An 18,228-nucleotide genomic window follows, 5' to 3' on the forward strand; every position below is an offset into this window, starting at 1 on the left:
CAAGTGGACCTTATGGGGTTATTTTAGTATGTTAAAGAAGCCTGCCTTCAGATAATATTATGTAAATTCCAAATGAAATTATTACAGAATTCTAATTGATAGAAGAGAACCTTAAGGAAATTGGCAAAGCTTCGGAATGGATCAGCAGCTAGTATAGCGTTATTTGAATTAGCAAGTGGTTTAATAGCCTTAAACTCATTGATAATTAGGAGCTTGGGAATCATGATGCTGAACATTGATTTAGCTAACATTACACGAGTATTTCAGATGTATTGAGAATGTGTAATTATATGATATCCATCCACTACTAGACTAATATTAAAATGGTGGAACATATATAAATATAGAATTAGCCTGTTAATATTATAAAGACTATATTTACTTAATTCTGACAAAAAATTTACATAATTAGTTGAAATCTTCTGTAAATAGTATTATAATCTGTAGAGAATTAAAATTATGTCCAATATATAGTCTTAACATATGTATATTGTTAAATATGGTTATAACTGTGATTGAGCAATATAATATATGATTTGTTTATGCTTATCGAATTATCATAAATTAAAAAGCTTTCATTTAAATTGCTGTATGTATATTAATATATTAAGTTCTTTTAGCCAATAAGGATAATTATAAAAAGTCACTTATAATTCTACCGGCTTAATGCTTTTTAAGCTTTATATAGATTATCAGTATTTTATTATTTTCTTAAGGAGGTTGAAAAATGTCAAAAGGTAGAAAACTAGTTTCTTTTGTTGTGCTATTTTTGTTTATCTCGCAGATTTTTCTTACAACGGGGATTGCATTCAGCACAGCTTTAGAAGAAAATCCAAATGAAACTGTTTTAAGTGATAAAACAGTAAAGGAGAGTTCGCTAATTCCTACATTGAATCCTGTTAATGAGACAAGTACAGCTAAGACTTCAGTATCTCCAACACCATCGATATCAGATGATAACGTTGATGATGAAGCAAAGGATTTATCAAAAAGCGAATCTATTCTTAAAAATGAAGCTAAGGTTTCTAAAAAAGAAGTAATTGTTAAGTATAAGAATAAGGCTAAAAGAACTACTGTTAAGGAAAGAATAACTTCTAAAAGATCAGCTCGTAAACTCATGTCGAAAAAATATTTAGACAATTTTCAGATGGAAGTAGTTGAAATTGAGGATGGAGAAAGCATGGATTCTATTTTGGATGAGTTAAAAAGCGATCCAGATATAGAATATGCACAGCCTGATTTTAAACTGAACTCTTATGTTGTACCGCAGGATGATGATAGGTATGCTGAACAATGGGGCTTGTCGAACAGTGGACAAAATGTAATGGGACAAGTTGGTACTGCTGGTGTGGACATTAGGGCAAATGAGGCTTGGGATCTAACTATGGGTTCTGAAAATATAACAGTAGCTGTTATTGATTCAGGAATAGATATAAAACATAAAGATCTTTCAAACAACATATATACAAATGCAGAAGAAATAGTTAATGGCATAGATGATGATGGTAATGGATTTGTGGATGATGTAAATGGATGGGATTTTGCAAATAATGACAATAGTGTATATGATTCTGAAAGCCAGGATTCTCATGGAACCCATGTTGCAGGAATCATAGCTGCAGGGGTAAACAATTCTGGTATAACGGGGATATCTCCGCTAGTTAAAGTTCTTCCTATCAAATTTATTAATGGTAGTAATGGTTATACATCTGATGCACTAAATGCAATTAGTTATGCAGAATCTATGGGAGCAACAATTGCAAATATCAGTTGGGGAGGAAATGAATATAATCCAGCACTGAAAGAAGCAATTGAAAAAAGTGGTATGGTTTTTGTATGTGCTGCAGGTAACATGGGAACATATGTGGACTCAGATCCTATATACCCTGCTTGCTTTGGATTGTCCAATATTATATCCGTTGCTGCTGTGGATAATAGAGGAGAACTAGCAAGCTTTTCATCATATGGCTCTAGAATTGATGTAGCTGCTCCAGGAGTTAATATTTTAAGTACCTTACCTGGAAATAAGTATGGATATATGAGTGGAACATCGATGGCAGCACCATTTGTTTCAGGGGTTGCAGCTCTTATGAGCAGTGTTGATATAAATTTATCCGTAGCACAAATAAAATCAAGAATCAGAAATAATGTGACAAAGATTTCAGGACTTGAGGGCAAAGTTTCAACTTCAGGGCTCTTAAATGCAAAACTATCTATTCTTAATCAGGCTCCGATTGGAGAGCCATCTAGCACTATATTACCTACACCAACATTAATTCCTGGGGAAAAGCAGTCCCCTACAGATTATAGTGTTTCTTTAGCAGGTAATCATAAAGTTAATAAGCCAATAGTCAGAAAAAGTAATTTGTTTATTGATTCATTATTGAAGAATCCAAATAATAATGTCCTCAATACAAAGGATGGTATAAATAATATATCAATATCAAGAATGAAAGGAAATTATTTAGCTGTAACATGGACTACTGACGTTGACTCTGGTTCAGAAGTATACTACGGTAAATCTAATCTTCTTGAGAAAAACATAAAAGTTAATGAATTGACTAAAAAACATCAAATTATTTTAAAAGAAAGTAATACAGAAGAAATAAAGTTCTTAAAATTAGTGTCCATTACTAAGGATAATCAAGAGTATAGTACTCAAGTGCTAAATGTCAAGGATTATGTTGTCGATATGGGTGGAACAGCACCATCAGTTCCAGAAAAGGTTGAGATAAAAAGGGGTCTAACCAGTTTACAGGATGTTTCGACATTAAGTTATATTATGGATAATAACGCCAACCATTCCTTTAGTTCACCTCAGCTTATAAATCAAGGAACAGTTTTTGGGACTATGGACACAACATATGCCCAAGATATATATTCTATAAGTCTCCAAGCATCAACTGCATATAAATTTACGTTGACAGGAATAGCACAAGGTGATGACTATGACTTATATCTATACAATAGTTCAGGTATAGAGATAGGTAGATCAACATACTCAAGCAATTATGACGAATCTATAACATATACACCAACTGTTACAGGAACATATTTCATTAGTGTCGAAAAGTTTACATTTGGTAGTAGTTCACAGCATCATAACTATCAACTAATGGCGTATGCAACCAATAATTCACCTGATAGTTTTGAACCTAACGATAGTGAAGATACAGCAAAACCGATTACAGTCAATACAACCATAAACCCTACACTTAATATAAGCACCGATGAGGACTGGTTTGAATTAAATACAGCAAAAACCGGCAAGATTAGTGTTACAATGAAAAGCATTCCTGTAAATTGTGATTACGATGTAGAGGTTTATAAAGGTGATGGCTCACTTATTGGAGGCTCATATGCCAGCAGTAATAAAGATGAAGTATCTGCATGTCTTATAAATGCACCAGGGAAATATTATATAAGAGTATATTCGTATAGCGGCTTTAGTCCCTCAGATACTTACGAGCTTAAAGCTGTAGTAGTAACTCCTGATGAATTTGAACCAAATGAAAAACTCAATGACGTAATGAGTGAATCAAGACCGGAAATTAACTTGGAAACTAGCTCATATGGAACGATAGACAATGTGGATGATACAGACTGTTATTCATTTTTAGTATCCAGAAATACTAAGGTTTCTGTAAAATTACAAAACGTACCTTACGGTACTGATTATGATGTCTACCTATACTCATATGAAGGTGGGGAATTTGTTGAAGTTGGACGTTCTACTGTACCTGGGAATAGTGATGAAAATATAGAAGTTGATCTTTCAACTGGCAAATATTATTTAAAAGTCAATTCGTGGTCAGGCTTTTCCGAATTGGATGACTATAAATTGACACTAAAGGATTTAAATCTTGGAAAGATAAGCATAGATCTTGACAGGACTATTGCATTAAAGGGGGACATTATTACTGCAACTATAAAGGGGCAGACATTACCTTCAATATCTGGATACCAGTTTAACTTGAAGTACAACCCCAAGGTTGTTCAACCTGTAATGAATGACATGAGTCCATTTACTCAATCTACTTTACCGGCAGGAAGAACCGTATTGCTTAATCAGAGCCATTCGTTATTTACAAATGCAACAAATGATCTAACAAACGGTACATTAAATTTTGCTGTGGGCTACACAAATATTGACAGCTACAAGCAAAGCGGAGTATATGATAAAGACGGAATTTTTGCTGTAATAAAATTCAAAGTGTTGATGGATTACCAGATACAATTTGCGTTCCAAAATTGCGAAACGATGCCAAATGCTCTAAATGGAGTATATTTATTTAATGTGGATGGACAGAAGATTAATTCAGGACTTGCTGTTAGTAATTCAAAAGTTGCAAATCTAGGCTTTCCTGCTTATCCACAAACGGTTACTACCAATTCAATTGAAAATGAGATTCCTACTGTTGATGTAAAATCTGGAGGGGCTGTTGCAATTACGATTTATAATCGTAGTACAACGCCCCATTTCTATAATGATAGTGAAATATTTTAACCAAAATATTATATTCTTTTTCTTTCTTTTGAAAAAAGAGTATAGCAAATAAAGCTTACTGATTTATGCTCTTTATTATAAACATTTTTATCTAAGCTGTTTTTAATGGATGTAAATATGTAGAACATCGTTCTGACTGAATTTTGTTGTGCAGTTTGTTTACATTATGAGCTAAGCCAAGAAGAATACATTCTGCCAAGATATTCTTTTTCCCTTTACACAAAAAACGTCTGAATCCCATATCTTGTTTTATTTCTCCAAAAGCACCTTCAGACTGAATACTTCGGTTCATTCTGAGCTCTTTTCCCTCATCACTAAGGATTCTGGTTATCGCTGCCTCACGTTTTTGCTGAAATAGTTTTGAAACTTCAAGATGCTTGGTTCGTTCTTCCAATGGCTTTTTGCTGTTTCCCTTAATGCATTTTGATTTAATAGGGCATTGAGTGCAATCTTCACATGTATAACAGGTTTTCTCACTTCTATAGCCAGTCTTGCTTTTGCTGAATTTAATCCCTGTGGCTACAAGCTTTTTACCGCTGCTACATATATAAAAGTCGTTTTCTTTGTCATAGCTCATATTTTCCTTCCTACTGATATCAGTTTTATATTTCCGTGTCTTACTAATTTCATAATTGGAAGGTTTGATAAAAGCAAGCTGACCGTTCTCATCGAGATAGACGTAGTTTTCCTCACTTTCATAGCCTGAGTCTGCAACTATATTTCTGTAAGTATACTTCAAACGACTCTTTATGCTGTCTAAAAATGGTATTAGCGTGGTTGTATCTGTAGGCTGTGGTCCAGCACTAATCCATACTATATATTCAGCATCTACCCCAAACTGAATGTTGTAGCCGGGTTTTAATTGCCCATTCTTCATAGCATCTTCTTTCATCCTCATGAAGGTTGCATCAGGGTCTGTCTTTGAATAGCTATTTCTATCCCCCATAAGATGCAGATGCTTATTATATTTCTTGAGCCTTGATATGTATTCATCCAGCTGTTCAAATGTTTTTTGGAGAGGAGATTTTCTTTTTCCTATACCAGAGACAAATTGAATATCTTCATCGTTTTTTATTTTGCAAAGTTTACGTCTGAGCTTTTTCAAATGGTGCATCTTGATTTCTTCACCATATAAAATCTTAAATCCAAAATTCTCTTCTGTTTGTTTTAAAAAAGTTGGGAGCTTATCCATCAGTTTTTTCTGATTCTTAGTGACAGAACCTTTCCAGACAAAAGTATATTTATTTGATGCAGCTTCAAGCTTTGTCCCATCAATAAATAGATTTTTCATTGAAATTTCTTTGTTTTCAGCAAGCATCTGCGTAAACTGTGCCAAAAGATTTTCTGAAACAGGTGCAAAATGAATACTTCTGAATCTTGCAATTGTTGTATAATCCGGAGCAGGCGAGCCTTCAAGAAGGTACATATAATTAATGTCCCGCTTGCAGGCTCTTTCGATTTTCCTTGTAGAATAATTACTATTCATATAAGCATATAGCATGATCTTCAGCATCTGTGTTGGGGTTGCTTGTTTTTTCCTTAAACGGGAATAAGTCTTATATAATTCTGATAAATTCATCTCCTCTACAATTTGACCCAGCAACCTTACAGAATCATCATTCGGAATCATACATTCAACATTTAACGGCAATTTTAATTGATAGAAACCACCGTGCGTAGTATAATCTTTATGTGTTAAATTTTTTACTAGCATAAAAATATTTTACACCTTTTGCCGGACTTTGAATAGTCTGGCAATTGTTTTTTGCAAGTAAAAAAGGCTCCTACACTAATTTCTTAGTGCAACAGCCCCATATTAAATCTGATTCATCAAACGACAAGTCAGGATATAAGGTTCTGGTTAAAGGAATGATAAATGGGCAGTATTATTGCAGCCCAGACAATATACTAACCGATTCGAATGGATTCTTTTCAATTGGTGAAATAAAAGAGGGGCTTGGATACAGACTTGAGGTGTCAAAAGTTGGTTATCTAACAAGGATTATTGATGGAGTAAATATAACCAATAATGATAATACCCAGATTGTAAATATTAACACCAGTGCTAATCCGTTTGTTCTCTGGCCAGGGGATATTAATCAGGATAATGCTATTAACATGAGTGATGTTATGGGAATTGCACAACGTTTTAATGTTACATATCAGGATAGTAAGTACGATTTATTATGTGACCTTGACAGAAACAATGCAATCAATATGAGTGATGTGATTATTATTGCAGGCCATTTTAACAAGTCAATATCAGGATATCCTCAGTATTTTCTAAAGTTTAATAATGGTAAGCTTACCCTAAATGAGGACACTGTAGTAGATGGTAACTATACTCTTCAGAATAATACTATTGATCTTAATGGTCATAGTCTAACCATAAATGGAAATTTAACACAGACTTCTACTGAAGAGACATCAAAGAATTCTATAATAAACATTAATAATGGTACTTTAACAGTTAATGGTGACTATAAGCTTCAAAACTGGAGTACTCTTTTGATGAGGAATTCCAAGGATAAAGTTATTGTTAATGGAAACTTTATTGATGTTTCAAGGATTGACCATTGCTTAAACAATCAACAATCAGGAGATGGTAAGCCTTGTTTGACAAACGGTACTTTGGAAGTCAAGGGTAATTTCCTGCAAGGTGTTGATAATACTAATACTCCGGTTGCTGTGAATGTAATTATGGGGAATCCTGCTAATTTTCACACAAGCGGTGGCCACAAGGTTATATTAAGCGGAACTTCTACTCAAACTGTTATATTTGTCAGTGCTGGAATTGAGAATAACAATTCTATGTTTAATAATTTGGAAATAAAAAATACAAGTGCTGAAGGTATTAAGTTTGGTGATATTAAAGAATATGACTCAAATAATAACCTGATTACGGTCAAATCCAAACTATATGTAAATACTCTAATAAATACTACAAGTACAAATACAACAAAACTATATGGTGATGTAAGAATCTCGCAGATCAAAAATCCATTAAAATGTAATCTGACAATTACAGGAAACCTTATTCTGGATCTTCCTTATGAGTCAACTGTATTTAATTTGAATGGAAATAAATTAACAGTCACAGGGGATATAATACAAAAAGGTGGATTATTAGATGTTGCAGGGGGACAATAGAGGTACAGGGAAGTATACTTCAAAGAGGAACCACTAATTCAATGCCGACAGTATATGTAAATAATGGGAGAATTATTGTTGGTGCTAACTTTGAAACTGGCAGCACTACTACCCAATATCATGGTAGATTAAAAATGCTGAATCCAAGAGATTATGTCCTTGTTAATGGCAACTTTGGTGCTTATTCATATCTTGGTGGCACTGATATATTGACAGCAGGCACTCTTGAAATAAAAGGTAACTTTACACAAGGTTATGGACAGCATAATAACTTTCATGCAAATGGAAACCACAAGGTTATTTTAAGTGGTACTACACAACAAATAATTACTTTCAATAAATTTGAAAGCAATGTAACTAATTATAACAATGGAAATGGCTCGAGGTTTAATATTCTTGTAATATCAAATCCTAACTGTATCTTTTATCCACCGGAAGCCAGGAATGGAGTAAAGGTATCAGTTTCAAGTGATGATCCATTTACGCCTAAGGTAGCAATACAAGAAAGACCTGAGAAAATGACTGATGCAAGAAAAGACCACTGTGCTGTAAGCATAGGTAGTAAAATGTATGTCCTTGGTGGTATTGGAGATACAGGTTCGTCCTTGAAATCAGTTGAAAAGTTCAATCTGTATGGTGCAGAAGGTATTGGCTGGACTAACTGTGATACTTCAATGAAAGTTGAAAGAAGCAGCTTTGCAGCAGTGGCAATGAACAATTTAATATATATAATTGGGGGAATAAACAAGACCGGAACAACAACTAATTATATTAACAATATCGAAACGTATGATACTGGTTCTTCAACTAGCTATCCCGATTATACATATACTAATCCTGAGTGGCTGAAGAGATATGAACATTCAGCGGCAGTTGTTAACGGTAAGATATATATAATCGGTGGTATTGACAGTAATGGAACATACCTCAATGATATTCTCGAGTTTGATCCAAATGCTCCGGCAGGGACAGAAAAGCTTCAGAAAAAGTCTTACACATTGACATATGCTAGAAGTTCCTTTGGAGTAGCAGTTTTAAATGATAAGATTTATGTATTCGGGGGTAAGGGAAGCAATGGAAATCCAATAAATAAGGTTGAAGTTATAACCCCCTCTGCTTCAAAGGTAGAAGCAGCAACAAGTATGGGATTTGACAGAAGGTCCTTTGGAACTGCTGTCGTAAACGGCAAGATCTATATAATGGGTGGTTATGGTAACAACTCAACTGGTGTAGCATCTTCCGAACAGGATTCAATTATTGAATGTACTCCTGGTAATGCTAATAATACTACTAATACTAATCCGCTTGTAATTAACTATGTAGCAAAAACACAAAAGTTAATTACTGCAAAGCTTAGATTTGGCACAGAAACTTTGTATAACAGAATATATATTTCCGGTGGTTCGGCCACGGATAATGGTGTTGCATTAAAAAATCTTGTTGAATATATACCTCAGCAGATACCTGGTATTAAATTCCCTGATAAATACCTGGGACGTGATACTACAGCTGCCAAGAAGATGTATCTTGACAATCATGTAAACGTATTGACAGGAAACTATACCGACCAGATTAAGGATATAGCAATCGATACTACAGGAGTAGATTTTGTATTCGAACGGTCATATAACTCAGCAGCAAGAAATGAGTCTACAAATATCGGTAAAGGCTGGAGAAGCAACTTCGATACATGCATAAAAGATGTTACTGGTGCCAGTGATTATGTTGTAATTGCATCGAGTTTGAATTTAAGAGAATGGCCGGAAGGTCCTATAATCGACAGCTATAGCAATGGCACTATGGTATCTAGATATGAGAGTGTTGACGAGTATAATGGGTGGGTATATGTAAATATACCTAAATTCGGTATTAACGGATGGATGTATAAAAGCTATCTTAAGTCATCACCTGAAAAGAAATATGAAGTTACTTATCCTACCGGTTCAAAGGAAGTATTTAAGCAGATAGGTACTTCTACCAAATATGCAGCATTTGGTAACTATGATCAATTGGAAACAGCGGATGGAAAGACATTTAAGTTATATCGAAAAGATGAAAAGCTTATGTATGTGTATACAAGAGCAGATTTAGCAGTTACTACTCCTGCACTTTTGGCTAATATAACAGACATGAGCGGAAATGTATTGACAATAGGATACACATCTGGAAAAGTAACTTCTGTTTCAGATGCAGTTTCTGGTGTAACAAACAGAAAACTTACATTTAATTATGACAGCAATGCATATACAGCAGCAGGCCATCCTGAAATAACAAACAGCAATGCCAACCTAATAAAAACAATAAGTGTAGGCTATAAAGAAAACAATGTTAATAAAACCGGATATATTGTATTCAGGTATGACTCCAATAATCAGCTAATAGGTGTTATTGATTTAAAGGGAAATGAAACGGTATACTCATATGTGCCCAATAAGGTAGGTCTTCTCGAATCTGTCAGTGAGAATGGTATTGTTGAAATGACAAATACATATGACAATGTTCTTGAAAGAATAATAAGACAGACTGATTCAGAAAGAAATATGGAGGTATACCAGTACTATGATGTAACGATTGATGAGAAAAACAGCAATCTGGCAGATTCTGAAGGCTTCATAAGATATACATTTGATAAGAGGGGCTATAAACATAAGACGGTTATGAGCGTTATGGATATGAAACCTATATCTCAGGAAGAACCGGATGATGGAGCCAATGTAGGACTTTCCCCTACAAAGACAAATTACTTTATATATGATGCGACAAATACAGAACGCAATATTACCAATCTAAAAGAAGGAGACGACTTCTATAAAAATACTTATAAGGATATGCAGGCAGGTACTACAAACTATAAGACAAAGGAAGTAATAACCGACAGGTATGGTAATGTAACTGTAGTTGAAAAGGATAATTCAGGGGATGTAACACAAAGAACCCTCTATGAAAAACAAGATTATGCTGCTAACGCTGAGGCTCAAAGAACGAAATATATAAGGAATAAGTATGTTTATTCTGACAGCACATTTACAGGTAGTACAGCATTAAAGATTCATAATCTTTCAGGCGAGTATTTGTTTGACGGTTATTATGATGGAGTAACCAAGAAGAAATGCCTGGAGGCAACTCAGTATGATTATGACACTAAGGGAAGATTAAAGCGTATAGTAAGCCCGTTGAACTTAAATAGTGTTGTTGAAACTACTGATTTAAACACTATAAAATATACTGAAGGAACCAGCGATAAATCATTATTTTCAATAACGGAATACAAATATAATGATGAAATAGCTGGTAATACTGATACAATCAAGGGATTGCTGGATACAATAACTTATCCTGAAGGCGGATCAAAGTCAGATGTCTATATCAAGGTCGTAGCAGCAAACAGCACTACACAGTACTATAAAGTAACTATCAACCGAGCTTCATTGTGCAGCGACGCAGGACTTACCAGTGTACTGAGTCAGGCAATCATAGCAGGTAGTGAAGCAGGAACAAGTGCATCACCGAAGACAGCGAGCATCAATGTAGCCAATAGCGTATCCACAGTAGCTGCATCGGATATAGTGAAGCACGATATCGGAGCAACTGTGACCTTCTACGGAACTAACAGCAGCTTCACAACACCAGCTACAGGAAGTGTGAGTCTGACAGCAGGATCAGGAACGAACGTCTACATCATGGTTAAGGCTTCAGACAGCACAACAAGGTACTATAGGGTAACCATCAACCGATCAGCCACTTTAAGCAGTGATGCAGGACTTAACAGCGTACTGGGTCAGGCAATCATAGCTGGAGGCGAAGCTGGAACAAGCGGAGCACCGAAAACAGCAAGTATCACCGTAGCCAATGGAGTATCAACTGTAGCGGCATCTGATATCATCAAGCGTGATGTCGGAGCAACTGTGACCTTCTATGGAGCGGATAGTAGCTTCACAACACCAGTAGTAGGAAGTGTGAATTTGGTAGTAGGAACAGGTACGAACGTTTATATCAAGGTTGTAGCGGCAAACAGCACAACACAGTACTATAAGATAACCATTAACCGATCAGCTTCATTAAGCAGTGATGCAGGACTTACAAGTGTATTTGGTCAAGCAATCATAACTGGTAGCGAAGCTGGAACAAGCGGAGCACCGAAGACGGCAAACATCACCGTAGCAAATGGAGTAACCACGATAGCTTTATCGGATATAGTCAAGCATGATGCTGGAGCAACTGTGACTTTCTATGGAATAGACAATAGTTTCACAACACCAGTTGTAGGAAGTGTGAATATGGCAGCAGGATCAAAAAACTTTGTATATAATAAGACTGGGGATTATAATATATCAGCTGTAAAGGAAAACAACACAGGATCAACCTTGGGTACTGAGACAACAACTTACAGTGATTATGATATATCTGGCAGACACAAAACAGAAATAACACAGAAAGGCTATACTACGAATTATGATTATGACAAAAATGGTAATGTGCAGAAGATAATCAAAAAAGGGCTGGATCCTTCAGAGGAAAGTGTGACATATGTAAGGTACGATGAGTTTGACAGAAAAGTCCAGGAATTATCACCTGAGCTGTATAAAAAGTATGGTGAGAGCAAAGAAGATGTTGGATTCAGATATACCTATTATAGTGACGGTAAGATTGCAACTGAAACTGACACAGAAGGTAATACAACAAAATATGCTTACGATGAATCGGATAACCTCAAGAAATTGACAAAACCGAACGGATCAGAGTATATTTATCAGTATGACTGGATGAACAGGCTTGTACAGGTTAACGGGCCTGAAGGAATACTCGAAAGCTACAGTTATAATGTGAGCGGTGGTAAAACAACAGAAACTCATACAGAATATTTCAGCGACACTGATACTGCAAGCACAACAAATACATACGATTATGCTGGAAGGCTTATTCAGATAGACTATCCTGATACCAGCAAAGTTGTAAGAGAGTATTATGCAGATGGTAAGATAAGAACTGAAACCGACGGTAATTTAAGCAAAAGCTACTTTAATTACGGACTGTATGACTCTGCAAGAAAAGCCAAATACGATGAACAGTGGGTGCCATTTAGGAACAACACTATTAAATATGTGTATTCCAAGACAGTTTATGATAAGGCTGGAAGGGTTAGCACAACTATTACCGGAAATGACAATGCAGGAGTATCACTTAATTCAACTCCTACTGCAGCATCAATTACTGTTAATGAATATTACGGTAATGGGCAATTGTGGAGGTCCACTGATAAAGAAAGAAATAATGCATTTGAAGAAAAGACAGGAAAGGTTATTGAATTCAAGTATGATAATGATGGAAATGTATACAGTGAAAAGGAAACTGTCAGTGATGGAATAATAAGTAATGACACTGGAACAGGAACAGTCACTGTAAATACCCAAAAAACCATTGAGACACTGTATGATCACAATTATCTCGGTTTACCTGTGAATAAAAGGGTAAAAGTCGAAAAACAGGACTTGTACGGCAATAATACAACAAAGGCCGATAATAGTCAAAACACTGACCTTGTTGAGACTTGCACAAAATATGAATATGATTTGAATGGAAACCTCTACAAAGAAACAAGCGGTTTAATATTCGATCAGAATCAATATGTTGATACGAAAAGTAAAGTTGTTACCGAATACCACTACAATGGAATGAACAAAGTCACAGATATAATAAGGACTTGGAAGGATAAGGACAACAACGATGTATCAATAAGTACCAACACCGAGTATAACAATGAAGGTGATGTAAGTAAGAGTAAAGATGCAAAAGGCAATATTATTGAATACAGATATAATCCAAGCGGTTTCCTTGAAAAGGTAATCAGAAAAGATGTTACAAAGGATTATGACGCAAATAATAATCCAATTATTAAGGATGAAATAACTGTATTCAAATATGATAGAGCAGGAAGAAAAACTGATGAAGTTTTACCAGAAAATTATACAGGCACAGCGGATGACATCGTCAATGTAGATAACCTGAACAGAAATACCTTCACTTATGATAAGATGGGCAGAATACAGACAGAAGGATATAATGGTAAGGAATATACTCTTAAGGATACAGGTGATGGTTGGAATGAAAATACTGTTAACTATATTTCTAAAGCGTATTTGTATGATGCCAATGGTAATGTAACCAAGGTACTTAATGCTGCAGGATATGAAAAAGGTGCCTATGAAAGAGGCAAGGTAATATTAAACAATGATTTAGGTACAAGGTCATATGCAGAGATTGTAAGTATAGGCTTAAACCCAGTAAACTCAACTCCAGCTCAGATTGCTGCACTTGGTTATGGAACCGTATATACATACACACCTGCAGATAAAGTTAGTACAGTGACTTATGCAGATATAAAGCAGGATTCAAGCAGCAGCAACTCACAGATATTCACCTATGATACTTCCGGAAGAATGACTTCTGAGAAGAAAGCAAGAGGACATATTGCAGTAACTGGATATGCCAACGATTTGCATTATGATGAGACTATATACAATTATGATGACTATAACAGAAAGAAAACAGTACAGGTTAAAAAATGTGTTGATGTAAATCCTTCTGTTACAGCAGTAACTTTAAGCACCGATGAATTTGATTTTGCCGGAAATGTGGTTAAATCAACAATCGGTAATAGTATTGTAAAATACACATACAATGCATTCAACCAGGTGAGAACTGTAACATATCATGGAGATGCAACAGTTGGAGATTATGTACTTACAAGTCAGTATGACGAACTGGGCCGTGTAAAAATGCAGTACACCGATGCCAGCTCACCAGTCTATTACAGTACTACATTCAACATGCCAAGTATAGCTGATGTATACACATATGATGGAAATGACAAGGTTGTTATAAAGAAACACGGAGAAAAAGGCAGCTATGATGCCAATAAGGAAATAGTATTAACAAATGCAACTACAATTTCTTCTGTATATGATGCAAACGGCAACCTTAGCGAGGCTTATGATGCCAAGCAAAATAAAACCAGCTTCTACTACGACGAAGCTGACAGGCTTGTTAATACAACAGCATCTGTTGTCACAAATGACGGAAGAAGCGTTGATCATGCTTCAAGAACGTATTATGATAAAAACGGAAATGTTGTAAAGATGGAAAACGCAGTAATAGATACAACATATGGAACAAGTGTAAAAAAATCTACGAAAAACACATATGATCCGTTAAACAGGCTAATGAGTGAGGCTGTAGTAAACACCGACGGTACAATAAAGAATTTAAGTCTTTATGAGTACAACAGGGACAACGGACAATCAAAATCAAGTGAAGCATCAAACACAAGTGATTCTTCAAAATATAGAATCACCACTTACAACTATGACTTACTCGGGAGACTTGTAAAAACAATTGAGCCGAGCCATACCAATGCAATAAATGCACAAGTAATGATAGACATGGAAACAATTGTCTATGATTATGCCGGAAACATAATGAGCAAGGCTGACGGCAGAAATAAGACAACATATTACAAATATGATGAATATAATAATCTCAAATATGTAATATGTCCAGTAGACAATGACGGAAAAGTATATGCTACAAGATATACATATGATGTTAAAGGCAATATGACTCAGATGGATTATGCCGAAGTTACTTTGTTAGCTGGTATTCCAAAGCTTGATACAAACGGAGAACCTACATTAACAAATGTAAAACAAATATCAAAATATGATTATAACGTTAGTAACCAGGTAACAGCTAGGTATGACGGAAACAGTAAGTCTGACAGTTATAACTATTATACTAACGGATTGATTTGTACAAAATCCAACAGAAAAGGTGATAAATTCGGCTATGTTTATAACAGTGACGGCAACGTAACTTCAGTAAGCCTGCTTGGAACTACACCTACAGAAATAACAGCTTACAGGTATGACAGCAATGGCAATCCTGAGGGTATTGACGACAAGACAAAGGCAACTGTCACAATAGCAAGAACATTTGACATGTTAAACAGGGTTATGACAAAGACAACTCCTGGGGGCACAAATAAGTATGAATATGATATAGTCGTGCCTGAAAGCGTATTTAATGAAAAAGGACTAACTGCAGAAACTATTGAAACAATAAAACCTGGAGACACAATCGGTAAAAAAGTAACAAAAGTATATGATAATGAGGAAAGATTAAGGTATGTTATTGATGGTTATCTCAATCTATCTGTTGCAAGTAACATTTTAAAAGGTAAAGTTATTGCAAAATACAGTTATTATAATAATGGAAGCCTGCAATCATTGTCATATTCCAATGGCAGCACATATCCAGTAGATGAAAGCTATACATATTATGAGGACAACAAGCCAAAGACATTGACAAACACAGTAAACGGTACAGCAACTGAAAGCTATACCTATGTTTATGATGAGAATGACAACATCATAACAAAACTGGACAACAAGGGAACAACTAGCTACCAATATGATGGACTAAGCAGGCTCAGTAAGGTTGTTGAAAAGAATATTGCTCTATATGGTGCCAATGCATATGAAAGGACAACTGAGTATTCCTATGATGGTATTGGAAACAGAAAAACAGAAGTAGTAACCTCAAAAGATAGCAGTTACACTATTAAGAGCAAGATTGCCAAGATTTATGCATATGATGCGAGAGGTTGTATCACCGATGTGGTTACAAAGGATAGTACATCTCTTTCGTCAGCTGATCTTACAATAACTCAGGATACGTATACTACAGATATGTTGAAATATGTATATGATCTTAATGGAAACCAGACGACAATAACAAGGACATATTCAAAGAACAGCGTATTACCATTGGAACAGGTAGCAGGATACACATATGATAAGTTTGACAGGCTTGATTCAGCAAATGTAAATTCAGTTACCACATACTATGCATACGATGGTGAAGGGTTCAGAGTATCAAAAACAACAGGAACTGTTACGATAAAGTACCTGTATGAGTACGACAAAGTGGTCTCCGAATACAACCAGTTAACAGGTGAGCAAGTCAGAAATATTTATGGAACAAACCTGCTATCACGTAGTATAATAGTAAATGGAGTTGAAAATGAAAATTACTATTACCTCTACAACGGACACAGTGACGTAACATCACTTGTAAGACCTGATGGAAGCATTGCGGCAACATATTACTATGATGCCTTCGGAAATATAATTGAGGACAAGTACTATACAACATCAGGACAGGAAACAACACAAAAATTAAATAACGATGTAAACTATGCAGGATATTTCTATGACAGCGAGACAAAGCTGTATTACATTGGAGCAAGATACTATGATTCCTTAACAGCAAGATTCCTGACAGAGGACACATATACAGGAGATCCGAATGATCCATTAAGCTTGAACCTCTATGCATATTGTGCAAACAATCCTCTGATATACCATGACCCAAGCGGACATTTTTGGAAGGAATTGTGGGGAGGAGTCAAAAAAGCAGGAAGTGCAGTTGCAGATACAGCAAAATCGGCATGGAACTACGTAGATAAGAAAGCACCAGTAGTAACAGGATTCTGTGAAGGACTTTATGATGCAGGAAAGAGTGCTGTAACCGGAGTTGCAGATATGGGTAAGGGTGCATACTATGCAGTAACTCACCCTCAGGAAACACTGGACAGTGCAAAAAAACTTGTAGGAACAGTAAAGGATGGTGTTGTATACGCATACAATCATCCGAAGGAAGCATTAAACAAGACAATAAACGCAGGTAAGTCGGCAGCAAAGGCAATCGGAAAAGCTGTAAATGATAACTTGATTCACGGTGATGCCAAAACAAGAGCCAAGTTCTTCGGAAGGCTTGTTGGAGAAGTCGCATTATCAGTAGCAGGAACCAAGGGACTTGATAAGCTTGCAAAGGTTGGTAAGGTAGCTCAGGTTCTCGAAAAGACCTCAAAGTATACCAGCAAAGTAACCGCACTTGTAGATAAAGCCAAAGATGCAGTAAATATAACCAAGTATATCGGACCTAAACTCGAAATGGTAGGCGTAGGCAAACTTGGTCGTTATGTTGATAATGCTGTAGAAGCTGCAGGCGAGGTTGTTGAGAAAAATGCCATTCAGAAAAACTTCATGAAAGTGGTGTATGGCGAAGGTAGGGAAGCTGGTGAAAAGGCTACAAAAAAGGCTAGAAAAAAGGTTGCAAAGAAGGCTGATGATGTTGCGGGAGTTGGTGGGAATACTCCAAAAGTGGAAATTGTCGATAAGAGCAATAAAACTTTTAAGATAAATGATTGGAGTGACTATCCTGACGATTATGTTCCTTTGCCAGATAAAAATAAAACATGGGAGTTACTTGAGGGTGATGCATATAACGATGCAAGAAAAGCAGCAAATAGTGCAAATAGAAAAATTTCAAAAGCAGATCCTAATATAAAAGCAAACGAACTTGAAATTCACGAAATAGAGCCTGTTAAAATGGGTGGAAGCCCGACAGACCCTGCTAATAAAACAGGAATTCAAGGGAAAGTACATAGAAAATATGTTACTCCTTGGTGGAATAAAATAAGGGATGCTGTTAAAGAGGCACTAAAATAATTC

At 35.7% G+C, this 18,228-nt stretch carries 4 protein-coding genes; 3 read left to right on the forward strand and 1 reads right to left on the reverse strand.

The window, feature by feature from the left end:
* Positions 1–727 precede the first annotated feature (727 nt).
* The gene (locus Bccel_RS26170; RefSeq protein WP_050753883.1) at positions 728–4,507 is read left to right on the forward strand and encodes a S8 family serine peptidase; all 3,780 of its coding nucleotides are present in this window, start codon (positions 728–730) and stop codon (positions 4,505–4,507) included.
* Between the two features lie 91 nt (positions 4,508–4,598).
* Here the strand turns inward: Bccel_RS26170 and Bccel_RS26175 are convergent, their stop codons facing one another.
* The gene (locus Bccel_RS26175) at positions 4,599–6,221 is read right to left on the reverse strand and encodes an IS1182 family transposase (RefSeq protein WP_050753179.1); all 1,623 of its coding nucleotides are present in this window, start codon (positions 6,219–6,221) and stop codon (positions 4,599–4,601) included.
* Between the two features lie 44 nt (positions 6,222–6,265).
* On the opposite strand from Bccel_RS26175, the gene Bccel_RS26180 reads away from it, so the two are divergent.
* Both Bccel_RS26180 and Bccel_RS26185 read left to right on the forward strand, forming a co-directional pair.
* Positions 6,266–7,657 carry a dockerin type I domain-containing protein gene (locus tag Bccel_RS26180; RefSeq protein WP_152966098.1) on the forward strand — a complete coding sequence of 464 codons (1,392 nt, stop codon included), beginning with the start codon at positions 6,266–6,268 and terminating at the stop codon, positions 7,655–7,657.
* A 41-nt stretch (positions 7,658–7,698) separates the two neighbouring features.
* Positions 7,699–18,225, forward strand: coding sequence for a Kelch repeat-containing protein (locus Bccel_RS26185; protein WP_050753885.1), 10,527 nt, complete (start codon positions 7,699–7,701; stop codon positions 18,223–18,225).
* Positions 18,226–18,228: the final 3 nt, after the last annotated feature.

The sequence above is a fragment of the Pseudobacteroides cellulosolvens ATCC 35603 = DSM 2933 genome (assembly GCF_001262605.1).
In the GTDB taxonomy this organism is placed as follows: domain Bacteria; phylum Bacillota; class Clostridia; order Acetivibrionales; family DSM-2933; genus Pseudobacteroides; species Pseudobacteroides cellulosolvens.

Bases quoted from the DNA above. Each gene is read 5' to 3' on its own strand.
- Bccel_RS26170 (WP_050753883.1), top strand. From the start codon at position 728: ATGTCAAAAGGTAGAAAACTAGTTTCTTTTGTTGTGCTATTTTTGTTT.
- Bccel_RS26175 (WP_050753179.1), bottom strand. From the start codon at position 6,221: ATGCTAGTAAAAAATTTAACACATAAAGATTATACTACGCACGGTGGT.
- Bccel_RS26185 (WP_050753885.1), top strand. From the start codon at position 7,699: ATGCCGACAGTATATGTAAATAATGGGAGAATTATTGTTGGTGCTAAC.